This is a genomic window from Paenibacillus montaniterrae (assembly GCF_018403185.1).
GTDB lineage: Bacteria > Bacillota > Bacilli > Paenibacillales > Paenibacillaceae > Pristimantibacillus > Pristimantibacillus montaniterrae.
Map to the genome: position 1 here is coordinate 40,299 of NZ_BOSE01000010.1, position 19,215 is coordinate 59,513.

A 19,215-nucleotide genomic window follows, 5' to 3' on the forward strand; every position below is an offset into this window, starting at 1 on the left:
ATGCATAAGTGGCTAAAAAAATCGCACCGCATGGTTATCACACAGTAACACCGCACTTTACAGTAAGAGATGCAAATCAGTTGATTGAGTTTCTGAAAAAGGTGTTTGAAGCAGAAGAGTTAAACCGGGGAACAAGTGAAGGTGGAGCCATCACTCATGCAGAAGTACGAATTGGCGACACGATCGTTGAATTGTCAGAAGGGAATGAGAGGTTCCCGCCGAGAACGAATACGATTCATCTGTTTGTAGCGGATTCAGATGAATGTTATTCACGAGCAATAGCTGCTGGTGCAACATCACTGTACGAGCCGGCGGATATGCCCTATGGAGAACGCAGTGGAGGAGTGGAAGATCCTTTCGGAAACCATTGGTACATAGCGACCTTTACTGGGAGAGAAGGCCATGGTTACTATTGATCAGGTTCGACAATTGGCGCTATCCTTACCGGAAACGGAAGAAGTAGAGCACTGGGGAAAGCCTTCCTTTCGTGTACGAAACAAAATATTTGCAGTGATCCAATTGGACGGTGTGTCACTGGTCATCAAAACGACAAAGGACGACCTGCTGGCTTACACGACAATGGCGCCCGAGGTTTATCGCATACCAGACAGTTTTAGCAATCTGGCTTTCATGATCGTTCGCATGGATCGCGTAGACTCTGGAGAATTCCGCGATTTACTTATGCTGGCATGGAGTCTCGTGTCTCCTAAAAAAGTAGTGAAGGCTTACTATGCAGCAATACAAGGAAGAAAATGAACGATAAAGGAGACACAATAATGGCAAAAGTTTTGATTCATGCTACAACGACACTTGATGGATTTATGGCCGACAAAGACGGTGGTATCGATTGGATGTTTGATTTTGAAGCTGTGGAACAAGATTATGCAGTAGTCAATAAAGTTATGGAGGAAATAGGTGCTATAGTGGGCGGCGCCAACAAAACGAACACAATTGAAGAAGGGGAGATACCGTATGGTGGCATGTTGAAAGTCCCGGTATTTCTGATGACGCACGAAGCCCACGAACCGGTTGAAAAAGATGGTATCACGTACAGTTTCGTCGTTAACGATATTAAGCAGGCTGTTGAGGCTGCCAAAGAAAGCGCTGGCGATAAAAATGTCGCTCTTTTGGGAGGAAGCATCTCCAGGCAATGTCTTAAACTCGGTCTAGTGGATGAAATTGTACTAGATGTAGTGCCTCTGCTATTAGGTGAAGGCATTTCATTGTTTGGTGGACTCGGAGAGCGTATTAAGTTGGAGCGGATAGAAACATCAGCCTTTGCGAGTGAAACTCACCTGCGATACCGGGTTGTGAGGTAACGTATCCTTGATTATCATATTGAGCGCCTCTTTTGTATGTGAGATTTGTTCTTTGAGCGGAACATTTTCTCAGTACACAAGAGGCGCTTTTTACATGCAAAGGATGATGTCTAGTAAACCACTGATAACTGATACAAATATGAGTGTAGATTGATGATGCGTTTGAAATTATACTGGAAAGAACGAAAAGGCGATGCAAGGTGCCACTGAGCGGGTTATCAGACACGCCTAAGGTTTAGTTGGCGTTTTATACATTCTGATGTACGCTTATTATAGAACAGCTACGATATACGCGCATATAAGATAACGATGGGGAGTGTTGAACATGGCAGTAGAAACATTAGGCATTCCATTGCCTGGCTTTGCCGAATTTAGCAGGGAGGTTGCAGCGCAAGGCACAGTGCTTATTAAAAATGAACGGCACGCGCTTCCGCTGCTGAAGGGTGAGCATGTAGCGATCTTCGGGCGAATTCAAATCAACTATTACCGCAGCGGGACCGGTTCTGGCGGCAGCGTTCATGTGACGCATACGACCAATTTGCTGAATGGACTGCGCGCCAAGCAGCAAATACATGTCAATGAGCAGCTTGCAAGCGTATACGAGCAATGGATTGAGCAGCATCCATTTGACAATGGCGGCGGTGGCTGGGCAGCCGAGCCTTGGCATCAGCAGGAAATGCCGCTGACGGAAGAGCTGGTTGCAGAAGCAAGAGCGCAATCCTCGAAAGCAATTGTTGTGATCGGACGCACCGCAGGCGAGGATCAGGACAATGCTGATGCGCCTGGCAGCTACCAGCTGACTGAGGACGAGAAAGCGATGCTGAAGCTGGTTACTGCTCAGTTTGAACAAACGATTGTCGTACTTAATGTATCCAATATCATCGATATGAGCTGGCTTAATGATGACAGCTACGTGCATCCGATTGCAGCGGTCATCTATGCGTGGCACGGTGGCATGGAAGGCGGCAACGCGATTGCAGATGTGCTTGTCGGCGAGGTTACGCCAAGCGGCAAGCTGACGGATACGATTGCTTATTCGATTCAAGATTATCCTTCAACGAAAAATTATGGCGGTGAAATTGAAAGCATTTATGAAGAAGACATCTATGTAGGCTACCGCTATTTTGAAACATTTTGCCCGCAGAAGGTTCAGTATGAGTTTGGCTACGGCTTGTCCTATACCGAGTTTCTAATTGAAGCTGAGGAAGCGAAGCTGGTCAACGTCTATGGGGCGGATCATATTGAAATCGCCGTGCAAGTAACGAATATTGGCGATACGTACAGCGGCAAAGAGGTTGTGCAAGTGTATTACGGCGCTCCGCAGGGCAAGCTTGGCCAGCCGGTCAAGGCGCTTGCGGCATTTGCCAAGACGAAGCAGCTTCAGCCTGGAGAGACAGAGAAGCTTGTTCTCACGTTTTCTGTCGATTCGATGGCATCGTATGATGATGGCGGTGCAACAGGCCTTCGTTCTGCTTATGTGCTTGAAGCGGGAGAATATGTATTTTATGTCGGCAACAGTGTAAAAAATGCGCAGCGTGTTCGTTTTGCCGGGCAGGCTGGATTTGTACTCGACGAGCTTCGTGTTGTCGAGCAGCTAAGCGAGGCGTTAGCTCCGACAGCTGACTACAAGCGGATCAAGCCCGGCGCCTTAAAGCCGGATGGCACCTATGAGCTGACCTACGAGCTTGTGCCAAAGAGACAAATTTCATTGCAGGAGCGAATCGAGCAGCATTTGCCGCCAACGATTCCGCAAACGGGCGACCAAGGCTACAAACTGAAGGACGTCAAGGAAAACAGAGTGAGCCTGGAAGCGTTTATCGCTCAGCTCAGCGATGAGGATTTAGCTGCGCTTGTGCGCGGAGAAGGGATGAGCAGCCCGCTAGTTACCTCCGGTACAGCGTCTGCCTTTGGCGGCGTAAGCGATGCGTTGTACAATTTCGGCATTCCGGTTGCCTGCACGGCGGACGGTCCATCCGGCATTCGCATGGACAGCGGCTTGAAGGCAACACAGGTCTCGATTGGCACGCTGCTAGCCGCAACCTGGGATGTTGAGCTGATTGAAAGACTATACGTAATGGAAGGGCAAGAGCTTGTCAGCAACAAAATCGATACGCTGCTGGGACCGGGCATGAACATTCGCCGCAGTCCGCTTAATGGCCGCAACTTCGAGTATTTTTCAGAGGACCCGCTTATTACCGGCGCATTTGCCGCAGCTTGCACGAAAGGGATTAAAAAAGGCGGCTCGACTGCTACGCTGAAGCATTTTGCCTGCAACAATCAGGAGCAATACCGGACAAAGGTGAATGCCGTCGTATCCGAGCGCGCGGTGCGTGAAATTTATTTGAAGGGCTTTGAAATTGCAGTCAAGCAGGCTGGAGCAAATTCAATCATGACCTCCTACAATCCGATCAACGGTCATTGGTCAGCCTCCAATTATGACTTGAACACAACGATTTTGCGCGGCGAATGGGGCTTTGACGGCATCGTTATGACCGATTGGTGGGCGCTTATGAACGATGTTATAAATGGCGGCCCAGCCGATGCGCGCAACACGAATTTTATGGTTCGCGCGCAAAACGATTTGTATATGGTTGTCAACAACTATGGCGCCGAGATCAACTCGCATGACGACAATACCATCGCCTCGCTGACCAACGGCAGCCTGACACGCGGCGAGCTTCAGCGCAGTGCGATGAACATTTGCAAATTTATTATGAATGCGCTCGTGTTTACGAGAAAGCAGGAGTTCAATGAATCTGTCACATTTTTGCAGGCAAGCTCTGCGCTTGCGGCTGTTGAGGCGCAGGATATTGCAGTTCAGGCGCAAATTCATCCTGTTGTGGATGGCTCGGTGTTTATGAAGGCTTCCGAGGGCGGGCAATATCGCATTATCGTCCATATTATGTCGCCGCATACTAACGTTGCACAAAGCGCCTGCAATGTGCTGCTCAACGATCAGCTGGCGACAACGATTCAAACGAATGGAACAGACGGCAAATGGATTAGGCAAAAGCTTGTGAAGGTGGAGCTGGAGGCAGGCGTTTACGAGCTGAAGCTTGATTTTACGAAGCCGGGCATGGTCATTGATTGGATTGAATTCAAAAAAATATAGCGTTAAGCTCGTATAACATCTTGGGCAGTGGGCAACGTAACATTGAAAATCTACTAAGAATGGAGTTAGATTGATGGATTTCAAGCATGTTACTGTTGCCGGAAGCGGCGTTTTAGGCAGCCAGATCGCTTTCCAAACCGCATATAAAGGCTATCAGGTTACGATATACGATATTAATGACGAGGCGCTGGGCAAAGGGAAGCAACGGATAGCCGTCTTGCCGCAGCACTATATTGAGGATCTTGGGGCAAATGAGCAGGAGCTTGCTGCTGCACAGCAGCGGATCAGCTATTCCAGCGATTTAAAGCAGGCGGTGGAGCAGGCCGACCTCGTCATCGAAGCGGTACCGGAGGTAGCGGATATAAAGCGCGACTTTTATACGAAGCTCGCTGCTGCTGCACCTGCCAAGACGATCTTTGCCACCAACTCCTCAACGATGCTGCCTAGCCAGTTCGCTGAGGCAACAGGGCGTCCAAGCCAATTTCTTGCGCTTCATTTTGCCAATGAAATTTGGAAAAACAATACGGCTGAAATTATGAAGCATCCAGGTACAGCCAGCGAGGTGTTTGAGGCGATTGTGCAGTTTGCCAAGTCGATCGGCATGGTTGCCTTGCCGCTGCATAAGGAGCAGCCTGGTTATATTCTCAACTCGCTGCTAGTGCCGTTTCTGGAAGCAGCGCAGCAGCTGCTTGTCAAGGAAATAGCGGATGTCGAGACAATCGACAAAACATGGATGATCGGCACTGGAGCTCCGCTTGGTCCGTTCGCAATATTGGATGTCGTCGGCATTAATACCGCCTACAACATTTCAGCAGGCAAGGCAAAGGCCACAGGCAACGAGCTATATGGCAAAATCGCACAAATGCTAAAAACGCAGTACATCGATCAAGGCAAGCTTGGGCGCGAGACAGGCGAGGGCTTCTACCAATACCCGAATCCAAGCTTTGCCCAGCAAAGCTTTTTAAAGGAATAGCAACTCATGCACCAAACCAAACCGTCCTCTGAAATGCTGGCCCAGCAGTATTTCAGACAGGACGGTTTTTTATTTGTCCAAAGAAGATTGTTAAACCTTGAAAAGCTATGAACCGGCGCAGCGCCCCCTACCGCCAAAAGTTTATACAATCGCCGATGAACCTGCATTCGCCAAGCATGCTATGAATATAGTAGTGATAGGCGTAAAGAAAGGGCGGATGGAGCATGGGCTTTTTTGTTGAGGTTGAGCAAGGCGTTAAGCTATATGTTGAGGATGTGAACCCGCAGGGCTCGCAGACAATTGTATTTTTGCATGGCTGGCCATTGAGCCATAAGCAGTTCGAATATCAATTTGATGTATTGCCCAGCTATGGTGCTCGCTGCATCGGTATTGACTGGCGCGGCTTCGGCAAATCGGATAAGCCGTTTACCGGCTACAATCTGGATCGCTTGTCCGATGATATAAGAGCGGTAATTGATGCGCTAGGCCTCGCCAATTTTGTTATGCTCGGGCATTCCACCGGCGGAGCGATCACGGTCCGTTATATGTCGCGCCATCAAGGGTTTGGCGCCAAGGGCATTGTGCTGCTTGACGCAGCAGTGCCTACTGGCATTCCGCAGGCAACGGCAGATCAGTTTATTTCGATGACCTTAAACGATCGTCCGCATATGCTGCAGATGCTCACTAATCAATTTTTCTTTCAATATGCCACGCAGCCCTTGCAGCAATGGTTTTTTAATTTGGGCCTGGAGGCCTCTGGCTGGTCGACCGCCGCGATTATGAGGATGCTTAGCGAATTTGATCTTACGGCTGACCTGGCAAAAATCCAAGTTCCGGCATTAATTTTGCATGGCGTGCATGATCAAGTTGTTCCGTTTTCGCAAGCGGAGCTCATGCACAAGCTGCTGCCGGGGTCTCAGCTTGTACCGCTCGCTAATGGAGGTCACGGTGCGTTTTGGGAAGAAAGAAACAGCGTGAATAATGCCATTATCCAGTGGCTTGGTTTAGCAGCTGCAACCAATTGAGTTGTTTCTTTAAAGCCCCTTTTATAAATGTATTGTGCTCGCAAATGTTATATAGTAATATTAGTGTTAATAAATAATATTTATATTAACATTTGCTAAAGGGGCTGCTTTTATGAAAAGAAACAAGCAGGTGCAACAAAATGTAGGCGCTTACATATCGGAGCAAAATGCTGCCGCACGCTCTGGCCGGTTTACGTTTTTACATACGATAGGTGCCAAGCTCTTTTTATTTTTTATTATTAGTATGGTAAGTGCGGTCGTTGTAGTAGGGGTTATTTCGTATTCGGTATCGAGCCGTGCTATGGAGCACAAGGTGTCGGAGGTTGCAGCGCAAAGCTTGCAGCAAACGTCGGAGAAGCTTGATTACCTGCTTAATTTTTACGAGAATATATCGATTCAGCTTATTTTGGATCAGGAGTTTATGGGGGATCTCGCCTATCGGTTGAACCTGATTCAGGCAGGGACAACCGAAAATCGAATGAATGTAGAAGGCAAAATTAATAATAAGCTTAAGCAAACGGCGACGACCAACAAAGTATATATTCAGCTGTTTGACGAAAAAACGTATACGCAGATCGATACTGGACGAGATTATATTTCCGCGTTGTTTTCCTCGGGCAATGGAACGTCTGCGATCAGCTTTTATCAGCCTTATTTTGCAGCTGTTATCGAAGGGGATGGCAAAGCAGTATGGCTCGGGGCAATCCCTAAAGGCGAAGCAGGCGCAGAAACAACGTATATTTCGATGGGCAAGCTGCTGAAAACGAATAGCGGCAACTATTTGCTGTTTATCGAATTTAAAGACGAGCTTATTGCCGAGGCTTTGGAGAACGTGAAGCTTAGCGATGGAACCTTGCCTGAGCTGGTCAACACTGCAGGCGAGCTCGTCTACACCGATTCTCCATACGTTGAAGGAATAGCTGAAGCAAGCGGGGAAGCCCCAGATGGAGCGGTGCTGGAGCGACGCACGCATGGCAAGTACCAAGTGCCCGCTGATCGCGATCAGGCGACGGGCTCATACATACAGGGGCAGCAGCTTATCGTATACAGCATCTCGCAGCGTACCGGCTGGAGCCTGGTGCAAAACATTCCACTAGCCGAGCTTACACAAGGGATTGATCAAATTGTTACGGTTACATGGGTGCTTATTGCAGGTGCAATCCTCATTTCCTTGCTGCTGGGTGGCTTAATTGCACGGATGATCAGTCGCCCTATTAGCGAGGTTTCTGCGCTGATGAAGCGGGTCGAGCAGGGGGATTTGTCGGTGCGGATGCAAAGCAAGCGCAAGGACGAAATAGGCGCATTAGGACAAAGCTTTAACCAAATGGCAGATAATGTTGGCGCGCTAATCTCCCGTACAAGCGCTGCTCTGGAATATGTGTTGGCCTCCGCGCAAAAGCTGCATATCGTATCCAGGCAGATGGACAACTCAGCTAGAGAAATTGCGGCTGCGACAGATGAAATCGCAAGAGGCGCTGATGTACTGGCAACGCAATCCGAGGAAGGCAGCACGCATGCTGCTTCGATTCAGCAAGAGATGAGCACGCTTATGGACAACAACCTTAACATGCAGCAGCATGCATACAGCGTTCAAGAAGAAAGCAATCAAGGGATACGGCAGATGAACGCCCTGCTGGACAAAACAAGCGAGGGTGAGGCGCTGACACGCGAGAACATGCAGCGGGCGGACAAGCTGCTGTCGCGAGCAAGTGAAATACGCAAAATTCTTGACTTGCTGGACAGCATTGCAAAAAATACGAATTTGCTGTCGCTGAATGCATCAATTGAGGCTGCTCGCGCTGGTGAGCATGGACGCGGATTTATGGTCGTAGCTCACGAAATTCGCCAGCTTGCCGATCAATCACGTGAGTCGATTGTCGTCGTTGGGCAAATTATTGCTGCGATTGTAGAGGAAATTGAAGGCACCGTTAAGGCGATGAATGACAGCTATCCGATCTATCAGGAGCAGATTGCAGTTGCTCGTCATGTCGATGCGATTTTCCATGAGGTTGAGCAGCGAATGAGTGATTTTGTAAGCAAAATTAACGATACGACAGCTTCGGCGAATAAGCTTCATCATGCTCAGTCGACATTAGCGGAAATGATTTTGCATGTTAGCGCAACAGCAGAGCAGTCAACCGCCATCTCCGAGGAGGTCGCCTCTACCTCAGCAAACCAAATTGCGATTAGCTCCGAGCTGGTTGACGTTTCTCAGCAGCTTAATGAGCTGTCGCAAGAGCTGCAGCAAATTTTATTGCAATTTAAAATTAATAGAGACTCATAAATGTCGAACATATGGTGATAATGAGAACCGGGCCGTCTTTTTTAGATGAGCGCGGTTCTTTTTGTGAAACATTTTTAAATGACGTTGACATACCCAACGGGGGTATGGTAAATTTATGACAACAGGATCATCATTCTACACTTGATCCTGTAAAACAATGAAATCAAGCCAGGGAGGAATAGATGATGGAACAAGTAACACTACGCGTACAAGGAATGTCCTGCGGACATTGTGTCAATTCTATTGAAGGAAATGTTGGCAAGCTTAACGGCGTGCAATCTGTTAAAGTACATCTTGCAGATGGAAAGGTTGATGTTGCTTTTGATGCAAATGCAATCAGCCTGGAGCAAATTACTGAAGTGATCGAGGAACAAGGATACGATATCGTCTAACAGGCTTTAGTACGTTTCCATGATTCAGCATTCTATACCATATCCAAAGCAGGTCGTGCCAGTCAGCACGATCTGTTTTTGGAAAATATGATACCCTGGTGGAGTATACAACTGTTAGGAGTGAGCGGGATGGATCAGAAGGAAGCAAATCTGCAAATAACGGGCATGACCTGTGCAGCTTGCGCCAATCGCATAGAAAAAGGATTGAATAAGCTTGAAGGCGTAGAAGAAGCTAACGTAAATTTTGCGCTTGAAACGACCAAAATAAAATATGATCCTAATAAAACGGATATCGCAAAATTTAAGGAAAAGGTTCAAGCGTTAGGCTACGATCTCGTCATGGATCGGACTGAATTTGATATAACGGGCATGACCTGTGCGGCTTGCGCCAATAAAATAGAAAAACGGCTCAATAAATTGGATGGCGTTGAGAAAGCGACTGTTAACTTCGCTTTGGAAACAGCACAGGTGGAATTCAGCCCCTCGCAAATTTCTGTGCAGGATATGAAAGAAGCGATCAAAAAGCTAGGCTATTCACTTGAGCAAAAGCAGGAAAAAGCGGGAGAGCAGGTCGATCATCGGCAAAAGGAGATTGAAAAGCAGCAGGGCAAATTTTTGTTTGCAGCGATTTTAGCCTTTCCGTTGCTATGGGCGATGGTCAGTCACTTTGAATTTACTTCGTTTATATGGCTGCCGGATATGTTTATGAACCCGTGGGTGCAATTCGCACTGGCAACGCCGGTTCAATTCATTATTGGCGGACAGTTCTATGTCGGCGCGTACAAGGCGCTAAAAAACAAAAGCGCAAATATGGATGTGCTCGTTGCCTTGGGAACGTCGGCCGCTTACTTTTACAGCCTTTACTTAAGTATCGCGTCGATTGGCTCCGATGCTCATATGGTAGAGCTGTATTATGAAACAAGTGCTGTTCTCATTACATTAATTATATTAGGCAAGCTGTTTGAAGCGAAGGCCAAGGGCCGCTCCTCGGAGGCGATCAAAAAGCTGATGGGCTTGCAGGCCAAGCAAGCAACGGTTGTGCGCAACGGCCAGGAGCTCGTCATTCCGATCGAAGAGGTGCTTGCAGGAGATCTGGTCTATGTTAAGCCTGGTGAAAAGGTGCCGGTTGACGGTCAAATTGTGGAAGGGCAATCGGCGCTTGATGAGTCCATGCTAACTGGAGAAAGCATACCGGTTGACAAATCTGTTGGCGATTATGTAATCGGTTCGACCATTAACAAAAACGGCTTTCTTAAAATTGAAGCGACCAAGGTGGGCAAGGATACTGCGCTGGCACAAATTATTAAGGTTGTTGAGGAGGCTCAAGGCTCTAAAGCGCCGATCCAGCGCATGGCTGACGTTATTTCCGGTGTGTTTGTTCCAATTGTAGTTGGCATTGCGGTTATTACCTTTTTAATATGGTACTTTGCAGTAAGCCCTGGCGAATTTGCTGAAGCGCTGGAGAAATTTATTGCCGTGCTCGTTATTGCATGTCCATGTGCGCTTGGTCTTGCCACTCCAACCTCGATTATGGCGGGATCTGGGCGAGCTGCTGAATTCGGCATTTTGTTCAAAGGTGGGGAATATTTGGAGACAGCCCACCGCCTTGATACGATTATCGTTGATAAAACAGGTACAGTTACGAATGGCAAGCCTGATTTGACTGATGTAATTGCTGCGGATGGTGTTGACGAGCAGCAGCTTCTAGCTCTAGTCGGCTCGGCTGAACGCAGCTCTGAGCATCCGTTAGCAGAAGCTATTGTAGACGGCATTAAAGAAAAAGGAATCGCGCTGTCCTCGGTTGAACAGTTTACCGCCATTCCTGGTCACGGCATACAAGCGGTTGTGGAAGGCAAGCAAGTCTTGGTGGGAACGCGCAAGCTGATGGCGAAGCATAGCATAGACATCCAGTCGCAGCTAAATGTGATGGAGGGCTTGGAGAAGCAAGGGAAAACCGCGATGCTGGCAGCAATTGACGGCCGTTATGCCGGGCTGGTGGCAGTCGCTGATACGATTAAGGATACGTCGCGAGAAGCGATTTCCCGCTTGCATGACATGGGCTTGGACGTCGTTATGATTACAGGCGATAATGCGCAGACAGCGCAAGCGATTGCCGATCAAGCCGGCATCAAGCATGTTATTGCCGAGGTTTTGCCGGAAGGCAAGGCTGAAGAGGTTAAAAAATTGCAGTCGGCTGGCAAGAAGGTAGCAATGGTAGGGGATGGCATTAATGACGCTCCTGCGCTTGCTACAGCCGACATTGGCATGGCAATCGGCACAGGGACAGATGTAGCGATGGAGGCGGCTGACATTACGCTTATCCGAGGCGATCTTAACAGCATCGCGGATGCGATCGTAATAAGCAGAAAAACGATCGTAAATATTAAGCAAAACTTGTTTTGGGCGCTGGCTTACAACAGCCTTGGCGTGCCGATTGCAGCAGTAGGCTTGTTGGCACCTTGGCTGGCCGGAGCGGCGATGGCGTTCAGCTCCGTATCGGTTGTGCTTAATGCGTTACGATTGCAACGGATCAAGCTAAAGCGCTAAGCGAAGAAGGGAGCAGGCTTATATGAAAAAGAGCACACTTATTTGGGCTGCATCAGCGATCGTATATCTAGGCGTCGTGATTGCCGGCTATAGCGTTTATGCAAGCATGCAGGGGGACAAAGGCGAGCGCGGCAATGAGCACGGCGCTGATGAACATGCAGCGAATGAACATGCTGCAGCCTTGGATGATCATATCGCGTCGGACGATCAAGCTGCAGATAACAGCCATTCCGTAGATGAGCATAACAATGAGCATAACAATGAGCATTCTGCTCAGCATAGCGAGCATTCGCATGATGGAAATCAGGCAAGCGAGGTTGCGGCGAATATCTCCTATGCTGATGGTGAAATTGCGATTGAGCTGAAGGACAAAAACAATGCCATGCCGCAGCTGGAGCTTAGCCATGAAAAGCTGATGCATCTCATTGTTGTCAGCTCGGATTTGCAGCAATACTACCATTTGCACCCGCAGGAGCAGCAGGACGGCATATTTGTGCAGCAGCTCGAGCTGCCTGACAACGCTTATCGCGCATTCGTTGATATTAAACCGGTCGGGCTCAGCTATGCCGTTCAGCCGCTGGAGCTGCATATCGGAGAAGCGCATCAGCCGCAGGCTAGCGAGCTTGCTCCAGACCGCGAATGGATTAAAACCGTCAATGGTCAAGCTGTCGAGCTGAAGCCGCAAGCATTTGAAGTCGATCAGCCGATCAGCCTCGAGTTTCATATAAAGGATGCAACTCCTGAACGCTATTTAGGCGCATTGGGCCACGTTGTGATCCTGGATGAGAAGGCAGAGCGATTCATCCATGTCCATCCGGCAGCCGAGGATCAGACGATATTCGCGACCGAATTTAGCGAGCCAGGGCTGTACAAGCTTTGGGCGGAGTTTCAATTTAATGGCGTAGTCAATGTATATCCATATGTGATCGAAGTTAAATAAATAGACGCTGCTCCGATAACCTTCTGTCACTGGGCATAGTGGCAGAAGGTTATTTTTTGAGAAATTGTACATAGTAAAAGCGTGACAGTAAGCACTCGCAACCTTCAATATGCTATAGTAGGAACAAGCTGCTTTAAGCACTTATAATAGTGGAGCAACAACGTTTGTGGTACAACAACGTTACGGGAACAACAACGTTGATTTTGGATATAGGGGGTACAGCGATGAAGGAAACGACAACATCATTGAACGTGGGCTGGAACTGGGATCACAGCTATGCCCGGCTATCGGACAAGCTGTATCATTTGCAGCAGCCGACTGCTGTTCAGGCTCCTCAGCTTGGCGTGCTGAATGAGCCGCTTGCAGCGCAGCTTGGACTTCAAGCCGAGGCGCTTGCTTCAGAGCAAGGAATCGCAGTGCTAAGCGGCAATAAACTGGCAGAAGGCTCCGAGCCGTTGGCTCAAGCCTATGCAGGACATCAGTTTGGGCATTTTACGATGCTGGGAGACGGTCGGGCGCTGCTGCTTGGCGAGCATTTGACGCCAAATGGCGAACGCGTCGACATTCAATTAAAGGGCTCGGGCCGCACGCCGTATTCGCGCGGGGGAGATGGCAGGGCAGCGCTTGGGCCGATGCTGCGCGAGTACATCATTAGCGAAGCGCTGCATGGACTGGGCATTCCAACAACACGCAGTTTGGCAGTCGTGGAAACAGGCGAAAATGTGCAGCGGGAAAAGGCTCAGCCGGGTGCAGTTTTAACGCGTGTAGCCGCCAGCCATTTGCGCGTCGGAACGTTTCAATATGCAGCCAATTGGGGCGGGGCGGATGTATTGCAGCAGCTTGTCGAGTATGCCATCAAGCGCCATTATTCCGAGCATGCTGAAGCTGACAACCAGGCGCTTGCCTTGCTGCGGGCTGTTATCCACAATCAGGCGAAGCTGATCGCTTCCTGGCAGCATGTTGGCTTTATTCATGGCGTGATGAACACCGACAATATGACAATTAGCGGCGAATCAATCGACTTTGGTCCTTGCGCATTTATGAACAAATACGATCCGGCGACTGTGTTTAGCTCCATCGACACAGGTGGCCGCTACGCTTATGGCAATCAGCCGCAAATTGCAGCGTGGAACCTGGCCAGATTTGCCGAGGCGCTGCTGCCGGTAATTGATCCGGATTCTTCTCGCGCAGTTGAGCTGGCACAGCAGGAGATTTCGCAGTTTTCCGCGCTTTACAAGCACCATTGGCTGGCTGGCATGCGTGCCAAGCTTGGGCTGGCGAATGAGGCAGCGGAGGATGAAGCGCTTATTTTCGAGCTGCTGGAAATGATGCAGGAGGCAGGCGCAGATTACACGAATACATTTCGCGGGCTGACGCTGCAGGACGAGTCGCTTGCGGTTCAGCAGCATCATAATTGGACGGCTTGGCAGGAGCGCTGGCTGAAGCGCCGTGCAGAGCAGCAGGCAACGGAGGAAGAGGCTGTACAGCTTATGCGCCGCAGCAACCCTTCGATTATTCCGCGCAATCATCAGGTGGAAAAGGTGCTTGCTCTTGCAGTTGAGCAAGGGGACTATGAGCCGCTAGAGCAATTTGTTGAAGCGCTTCGCCAGCCCTATGCCTATGCCTCCGAGCAGCTTGCTTATGTCGATCCGCCGGATGAGAAGATGGATTGCGGCTATGTCACCTACTGCGGTACGTAGTTCTTCGCCAGCCGAGCAAGGATAAAATGGTTGACAATTAGTAAACGAAATCATTGTAACATTTTTAAGTCTTGTGCGTATGTTGCACAAGACTCTTTTCGCTTATGGAAAGTGTCATGTACCCGAAGCTTAACAGATTTTAAATAAGTTGATGAAGGGGTGTGGCGATTTGGAGCAAAGCGTAACATTGGTAGGTGTAATTTTCAGTATTCATAGAAATGACCAGCAGCAAAGCATTCAATTGGACGGCATTGATCAATTTGGCTTGATTGTGCATATCGATAGCGATACAGAGCTGCTGTGCGCCCATGGAAAAGCTATTTCCTTTGATGAGCTGGAAATTAGTATGGTAGTTAAGGTTGAGCATCCTCTTGCATTGACAATGAGCATTCCGCCGCAAACCTATGCCTATCAGGTTATGGTGCTGCAATCGTAGCTTGCGCCAACAAAATCAATTAAAGGAGCAGCGATGACGAATGAACTACTGCTGGCACGCTATCGTGACATCATTGCGAGCATGCCGCCAATTATGGAGCTGAAAAAGGAGGAGCTGCTGATCGATGCGCTTCATGTGCAAAGCTTGGCCCCGCTGGAGCTGTACTATGCGCCGCATAATGATGTTGTGTTTCAGGACGCCAGGCTCGTTATAGCAGGATTGACGCCCGGCTTTCAACAGATGCAGCTTGCACTGGCAGAAGCGCAAGCTGCAATTCAGGCCGGAGAAAGCGATGCAGCCGCGTGCTATCGCGCCAAGCGCAAAGCCCGCTTTGCAGGGCCGATGCGCAGCAACCTGATTGCGATGCTCGATCAGCTGGGCGTGCATAAGTGGCTGAAGCTGGACAGCAGCTCAAGCTTATTTAACGAGCAGGCGCATCTGCTGAATACAACGTCGATTATTCCTTATCCTGCCTTTTACAAGGGGCGCAACTACAGCGGCTCTCAGCCGAGCCTGCTAAAGCATCAGCCACTGTGCAGCTACGTGCAGGCCCATATGAAAAAGCAACTGCAGCTACTACCCAATGTCCCGATTATTCCGCTCGGTCGCAGTGTGGAAGGGATGATGCGCTTGCTCGTAGAGCAAGGACTGCTCGCGGAGGAGCTGGTGCTGTGGGGCTTTCCGCATCCGTCGGGTGCTAATGGGCATCGACATCAGCAATTTGCAGAAATGCGGCATTCAATGAGCCGGCAGGTCGAGAAGTGGACGAGCTTAATAGAATAATAGGGGTTTGCTAGCTTATCCTGATCATATAATATAGAGACAACTACACTGCATAAAGGGAGAACCTCGCAATTTATGAAGCTATCTTTAAAGCATTTGATTTTAGCAGTCGCAATGCTGGCAGTAGCGTTGACCTTATTCGGCAGTATTTATTCAGGCTATCGCACGAATGAGCAAAACTTGATCGAGAACGGCTTGGAAACGAATCGTGTTTATGCGCAAAAGCTTGCCTCCACGACGGACCTGTTTTTTCGTACAGCATTGCAAACGCTGGAGCAGAGCGCCAAGGCGCTGACGCCATGGATGGAGGCAGGAGCCAGCGAGCAGCAGCTATTGGCTGAGGCCGAGCGCTTAAGACTGCAGACGAATACATTGAATTCTGTAGTCATTGTCAGCGCGGATGGGACCATTGTGCAAAATTCGCCGCAGAATCTGGAGCTGATTGGAAAAAAGCTGGACTCGCAAGGCGGCAAGCAAGCGCTGCTTGAGCGCAAGCCGTTAATTAGCGAGCCTTATATGGCGATTACCGGGCGATTAATAATTTTTATCTCCTACCCGATTTTTGATGAGCAAGGACAATATCTCGGGCTTGTTGGTGGCTCGTTGTATCTGCGAGAGGATAATTTTTTGAATGAATTGTTGGGCGAGCATTTCTACCACGACGGCTCATACGTATATGTTGTCGATGCGAAAGGGCATATTATTTACCATCAGGATTTGCTAAGAGTAAATGATGATGTTAGCAGCAATCAGGTTGTCCAGAAGCTGATGAACGGGCAGAGCGGTGCGGAGCGAGTCAGCAATACGGAGCATGTTGACATGCTCGCCGGCTATGCCTATGTGCCTACGCTGGGCTGGGGAATTGTGTCGCAGCGTCCAACTGCGATGGCGCTGGAAGCCAATCGCAAAATGATTGATCAGATGCTGTTGAATGCGTTGCCTATATTGCTTGTGTCGATCGCGGTTATTTTCTTCATTTCCAATTTGATCGCGAGGCCGCTGCAAAGGCTTGCTGTGCTTACTGAATCGAGCACGAAAAGCAATGAGCATGACCGCTTTAACAAAGTTAAGGCGTGGTATTATGAAGCAACGCAGCTAAAGCGTGCATTAACCTTTAGCCTGGGCTTTCTTCACGATAAAGTAGACCATATTACGCAGGAATCGAATACAGACCCGTTAACCAAGCTGACAAATCGCCGTACGATGGACAGGCTGATCAATCAATGGCTGCTTGAACGCCAAATGTTTGCGCTGGTCGTCGTTGATATTGACCACTTTAAGCAGGTTAACGACACCTATGGACATGCGGTTGGCGACAAGGTGCTCGTCTATTTGGCCGAAAGGATGAAGGCCGCTGCTGGCGAACAGGCTTTATGCTGCCGCTATGGCGGTGAAGAATTTGTTATTCTGCTGCCCAATCATAACCGTTCCAAGGCTTTTCAGATTGCTGAGCGATTGCGTATGCTCGTATGTGAAACAGACAGTCCCAGCGGCGACATAATCACGATATCAGCAGGCATAGCCGATTCAAGCGAGCGCGGACAAGCCGACAAGCTGTTTCAGCTGGCGGATCAACGCTTGTATAAAGCGAAGCATGATGGCCGCAACCGCAGCAATGCAGGCTGAAGGCGGAAGGGATGCTGCATGCAAAGGCAGCCAGCATTAACCACAGGCTCATACGCCTCAAGCTCGCATAATAATTTTGATATTAGGGATACTGTTTTATGAGGTGATCATAATGGCTAAAGCAGGGATGAGAAGACCAGACCCTAAAGAACCGCATGGAACAGAAAGCAATCATAAAATGCATATGCCGAAAAACGATATTCCCCCGGTTCCTGAAATTCAAGGTAAAGCAAAAAATAAGTAAACAGACATCTATAGGCTTATTCTAATCAAAAACTAGCCCCGCTGGCTTCTGCAGCCAGCAGGGCTAGTTTTTTTGTCAATAAGTGGAGCACTGCGCTACATAAAGCTGCATCAATTGGAAATACTAGCTTCATCATGTAATAGGAGGAATTGCTTTGAATAAGGAAAATCAAGACCCCAATATGCTTACGAATCAGCAGGGGCATCCGGTCACTAACAATCAAAACGTGCGCACTGTAAGCAATCGCGGTCCTGTAACATTGGAAAACTACGATTTTTTGGAAAAAATCAGTCATTTTGACCGTGAACGAATCCCGGAGCGTGTCGTTCATGCGCGCGGCGCCGGCGCTCATGGCTATTTTCAATCATACGGCACAGTAGATGGAAAGCCGATTTCCCAATATACGAGAGCCAAGGTTTTCACAAACACGGAAATAAAGACGCCAGTATTTGTTCGCTTCTCGACCGTTGTGCATGGCGGTCATTCGCCTGAGACGCTGCGCGATCCGCGAGGCTTTGCTATAAAGTTTTATACAGAGGACGGCAACTGGGATCTGGTAGGCAACAACCTGAAAATTTTCTTTATCCGCGATCCGTTGAAATTCCCTGACATGGTTCATTCATTCCGGCCAGATCCAGTCACCAATGTATCCGATCCGGAAAGAATGTTTGATTTTCTGGCGCAAACGCCGGAAGCGACGCATATGCTCACTTTTTTGTTTTCACCATGGGGCATTCCAGCCAATTACCGTCAAATGCAAGGCTCAGGCGTCCATGCCTATCGCTGGGTCAATGCTGAAGGAAAATCGGTGCTCGTCAAATATCATTTTGAGCCGCTGCAAGGAATTCGCAATTTAACGCAAATGCAGGCGAATGAAATTCAGAAGCTGAGCTATGATCATGCTACGCTTGATCTGTATGAAGCTATTGAGCGTGGAGATTATCCGGAATGGGAGCTATATGTGCAAATTATTGAGGACCATGATCACCCGGAGCTAGACTTTGATCCGCTTGATCCAACCAAGCTGTGGTATAAGGATCAATTCCCTTGGCATAAGGTTGGCAAAATGGTGCTAAATAAAAATCCGGAAAACTACTTTGCCGAGGTTGAACAGTCTGCATTTGGTACAGGGGTATTGGTAGATGGACTGGACTTTTCGGATGACAAGCTGCTGCAAGGCAGAACCTTCTCCTACTCGGATACACAGCGTCACCGTGTAGGCACGAACTATTTGCAGCTTCCAATCAACCGTCCCAAGAAATATGTCGCGACCAATGCCGAAGCGGGCCAGATGGATTATCGCACCGATTTTGACAAGGACAAAAACCCGCATGTCAACTATGAGCCATCACTTATCGGCGGACTAAAGGAAGCGAGTAATCCAGGCAAGGAATTTACGCCATATGTCGAAGGAAATCTTGTACGCGAGACGATTCCTCGCGAGAACAATTTCGGACAAGCGGGAGAAACCTATCGCCGGTTAAGCGACTGGGAGCGCGATGAGCTAATTGCCAATCTGGTCGCCAATCTTGCGGTATGCCGCAAGGAAATCCAGGATGCCCATATCGCCAACTTTACTGCAGCGGATCCTGACTATGGCCGACGTGTTGCAGAAGGATTAAAGGCGGCAGGACAGCAGCAGCCTACAAAAAATGAAACGGCTGTTTCTGAAGCGATGGAGCTGGGCGAGCCTTCTGACCCTTATTAATGACATAAGCAGTAAGCAATAAGCAATCCCCTTTTCTGAATAGCTGAATGGGCTGTCTGGGAAGGGGATTTTATTGTGGGCAGCTGACACCTGGCAGGCGCCTAAAGCATACGATATGCTATCAAG

At 48.9% G+C, this 19,215-nt stretch carries 15 protein-coding genes and 1 pseudogene; all 16 read left to right on the top strand.

The window, feature by feature from the left end; translation table 11 throughout:
* The first annotated feature begins 8 nt into the window (after positions 1 to 8).
* Positions 9 to 416, top strand: a complete 408-nt coding sequence (locus tag KJS52_RS21540) for a VOC family protein (protein WP_011246263.1) — start codon at positions 9 to 11, stop codon at positions 414 to 416.
* Entirely contained in the window at positions 403 to 756 is a 354-nt protein-coding gene (locus tag KJS52_RS21545) for an MmcQ/YjbR family DNA-binding protein (protein ID WP_011246262.1), read from the top strand. The genes KJS52_RS21540 and KJS52_RS21545 overlap by 14 nt, the downstream gene beginning before the upstream one ends.
* Positions 757 to 776: 20 nt before the next feature.
* Positions 777 to 1,319, top strand: coding sequence for a dihydrofolate reductase family protein (locus tag KJS52_RS21550; protein ID WP_213519361.1), 543 nt, complete (start codon positions 777 to 779; stop codon positions 1,317 to 1,319).
* A gap of 325 nt (positions 1,320 to 1,644) precedes the next feature.
* Positions 1,645 to 4,431, top strand: coding sequence for a glycoside hydrolase family 3 C-terminal domain-containing protein (locus KJS52_RS21555; protein WP_213519362.1), 2,787 nt, complete (start codon positions 1,645 to 1,647; stop codon positions 4,429 to 4,431).
* 73 nt (positions 4,432 to 4,504) lie between these two features.
* On the top strand, positions 4,505 to 5,404 hold the full coding sequence (locus KJS52_RS21560; RefSeq protein WP_213519363.1) for a 3-hydroxyacyl-CoA dehydrogenase: 900 nt from the start codon (positions 4,505 to 4,507) through the stop codon (positions 5,402 to 5,404).
* A gap of 224 nt (positions 5,405 to 5,628) precedes the next feature.
* Positions 5,629 to 6,429 carry an alpha/beta fold hydrolase gene (locus KJS52_RS21565; protein WP_213519364.1) on the top strand — a complete coding sequence of 267 codons (801 nt, stop codon included), beginning with the start codon at positions 5,629 to 5,631 and terminating at the stop codon, positions 6,427 to 6,429.
* A 112-nt stretch (positions 6,430 to 6,541) separates the two neighbouring features.
* Positions 6,542 to 8,713, top strand: coding sequence for a methyl-accepting chemotaxis protein (locus KJS52_RS21570; protein WP_213519365.1), 2,172 nt, complete (start codon positions 6,542 to 6,544; stop codon positions 8,711 to 8,713).
* Positions 8,714 to 8,898: 185 nt separating this feature from the next.
* Positions 8,899 to 9,105, top strand: a complete 207-nt coding sequence (gene copZ, locus KJS52_RS21575) for a copper chaperone CopZ (RefSeq protein ID WP_213519366.1) — start codon at positions 8,899 to 8,901, stop codon at positions 9,103 to 9,105.
* A 129-nt stretch (positions 9,106 to 9,234) separates the two neighbouring features.
* On the top strand, positions 9,235 to 11,652 hold the full coding sequence (locus KJS52_RS21580; protein WP_213519367.1) for a heavy metal translocating P-type ATPase: 2,418 nt from the start codon (positions 9,235 to 9,237) through the stop codon (positions 11,650 to 11,652).
* A 22-nt stretch (positions 11,653 to 11,674) separates the two neighbouring features.
* Positions 11,675 to 12,592, top strand: coding sequence for a DUF8832 domain-containing protein (locus tag KJS52_RS21585; RefSeq protein WP_213519368.1), 918 nt, complete (start codon positions 11,675 to 11,677; stop codon positions 12,590 to 12,592).
* A 224-nt stretch (positions 12,593 to 12,816) separates the two neighbouring features.
* Positions 12,817 to 14,292, top strand: a complete 1,476-nt coding sequence (locus KJS52_RS21590) for a protein adenylyltransferase SelO (RefSeq protein ID WP_213519501.1) — start codon at positions 12,817 to 12,819, stop codon at positions 14,290 to 14,292.
* Between the two features lie 169 nt (positions 14,293 to 14,461).
* The gene (locus tag KJS52_RS21595; protein ID WP_213519369.1) at positions 14,462 to 14,728 is read left to right on the top strand and encodes a hypothetical protein; all 267 of its coding nucleotides are present in this window, start codon (positions 14,462 to 14,464) and stop codon (positions 14,726 to 14,728) included.
* Between the two features lie 33 nt (positions 14,729 to 14,761).
* Positions 14,762 to 15,511 (top strand): hypothetical protein, encoded by a 750-nt coding sequence (locus KJS52_RS21600; protein ID WP_213519370.1) that lies wholly within the window; start codon positions 14,762 to 14,764, stop codon positions 15,509 to 15,511.
* Between the two features lie 75 nt (positions 15,512 to 15,586).
* On the top strand, positions 15,587 to 17,137 hold the full coding sequence (locus KJS52_RS21605) for a sensor domain-containing diguanylate cyclase (protein WP_213519371.1): 1,551 nt from the start codon (positions 15,587 to 15,589) through the stop codon (positions 17,135 to 17,137).
* A 112-nt stretch (positions 17,138 to 17,249) separates the two neighbouring features.
* Entirely contained in the window at positions 17,250 to 17,381 is a 132-nt protein-coding gene (locus tag KJS52_RS27815; protein WP_281425673.1) for a hypothetical protein, read from the top strand.
* A 163-nt stretch (positions 17,382 to 17,544) separates the two neighbouring features.
* A pseudogene (locus KJS52_RS21610) lies at positions 17,545 to 19,089 on the top strand (catalase); the annotation flags it as partial.
* Positions 19,090 to 19,215: the final 126 nt, after the last annotated feature.

What these genes read in the sequence shown, in the direction of transcription:
- KJS52_RS21545 (WP_011246262.1), top strand. Translation starts at nt 403, where the DNA reads ATGGTTACTATTGATCAGGTTCGACAATTGGCGCTATCCTTACCGGAA.
- KJS52_RS21550 (WP_213519361.1), top strand. Translation starts at nt 777, where the DNA reads ATGGCAAAAGTTTTGATTCATGCTACAACGACACTTGATGGATTTATG.
- KJS52_RS21555 (WP_213519362.1), top strand. Translation starts at nt 1,645, where the DNA reads ATGGCAGTAGAAACATTAGGCATTCCATTGCCTGGCTTTGCCGAATTT.
- KJS52_RS21560 (WP_213519363.1), top strand. Translation starts at nt 4,505, where the DNA reads ATGGATTTCAAGCATGTTACTGTTGCCGGAAGCGGCGTTTTAGGCAGC.
- KJS52_RS21565 (WP_213519364.1), top strand. Translation starts at nt 5,629, where the DNA reads ATGGGCTTTTTTGTTGAGGTTGAGCAAGGCGTTAAGCTATATGTTGAG.
- KJS52_RS21570 (WP_213519365.1), top strand. Translation starts at nt 6,542, where the DNA reads ATGAAAAGAAACAAGCAGGTGCAACAAAATGTAGGCGCTTACATATCG.
- copZ (WP_213519366.1), top strand. Translation starts at nt 8,899, where the DNA reads ATGGAACAAGTAACACTACGCGTACAAGGAATGTCCTGCGGACATTGT.
- KJS52_RS21580 (WP_213519367.1), top strand. Translation starts at nt 9,235, where the DNA reads ATGGATCAGAAGGAAGCAAATCTGCAAATAACGGGCATGACCTGTGCA.
- KJS52_RS21585 (WP_213519368.1), top strand. Translation starts at nt 11,675, where the DNA reads ATGAAAAAGAGCACACTTATTTGGGCTGCATCAGCGATCGTATATCTA.
- KJS52_RS21590 (WP_213519501.1), top strand. Translation starts at nt 12,817, where the DNA reads ATGAAGGAAACGACAACATCATTGAACGTGGGCTGGAACTGGGATCAC.
- KJS52_RS21600 (WP_213519370.1), top strand. Translation starts at nt 14,762, where the DNA reads ATGACGAATGAACTACTGCTGGCACGCTATCGTGACATCATTGCGAGC.
- KJS52_RS21605 (WP_213519371.1), top strand. Translation starts at nt 15,587, where the DNA reads ATGAAGCTATCTTTAAAGCATTTGATTTTAGCAGTCGCAATGCTGGCA.
- KJS52_RS27815 (WP_281425673.1), top strand. Translation starts at nt 17,250, where the DNA reads ATGGCTAAAGCAGGGATGAGAAGACCAGACCCTAAAGAACCGCATGGA.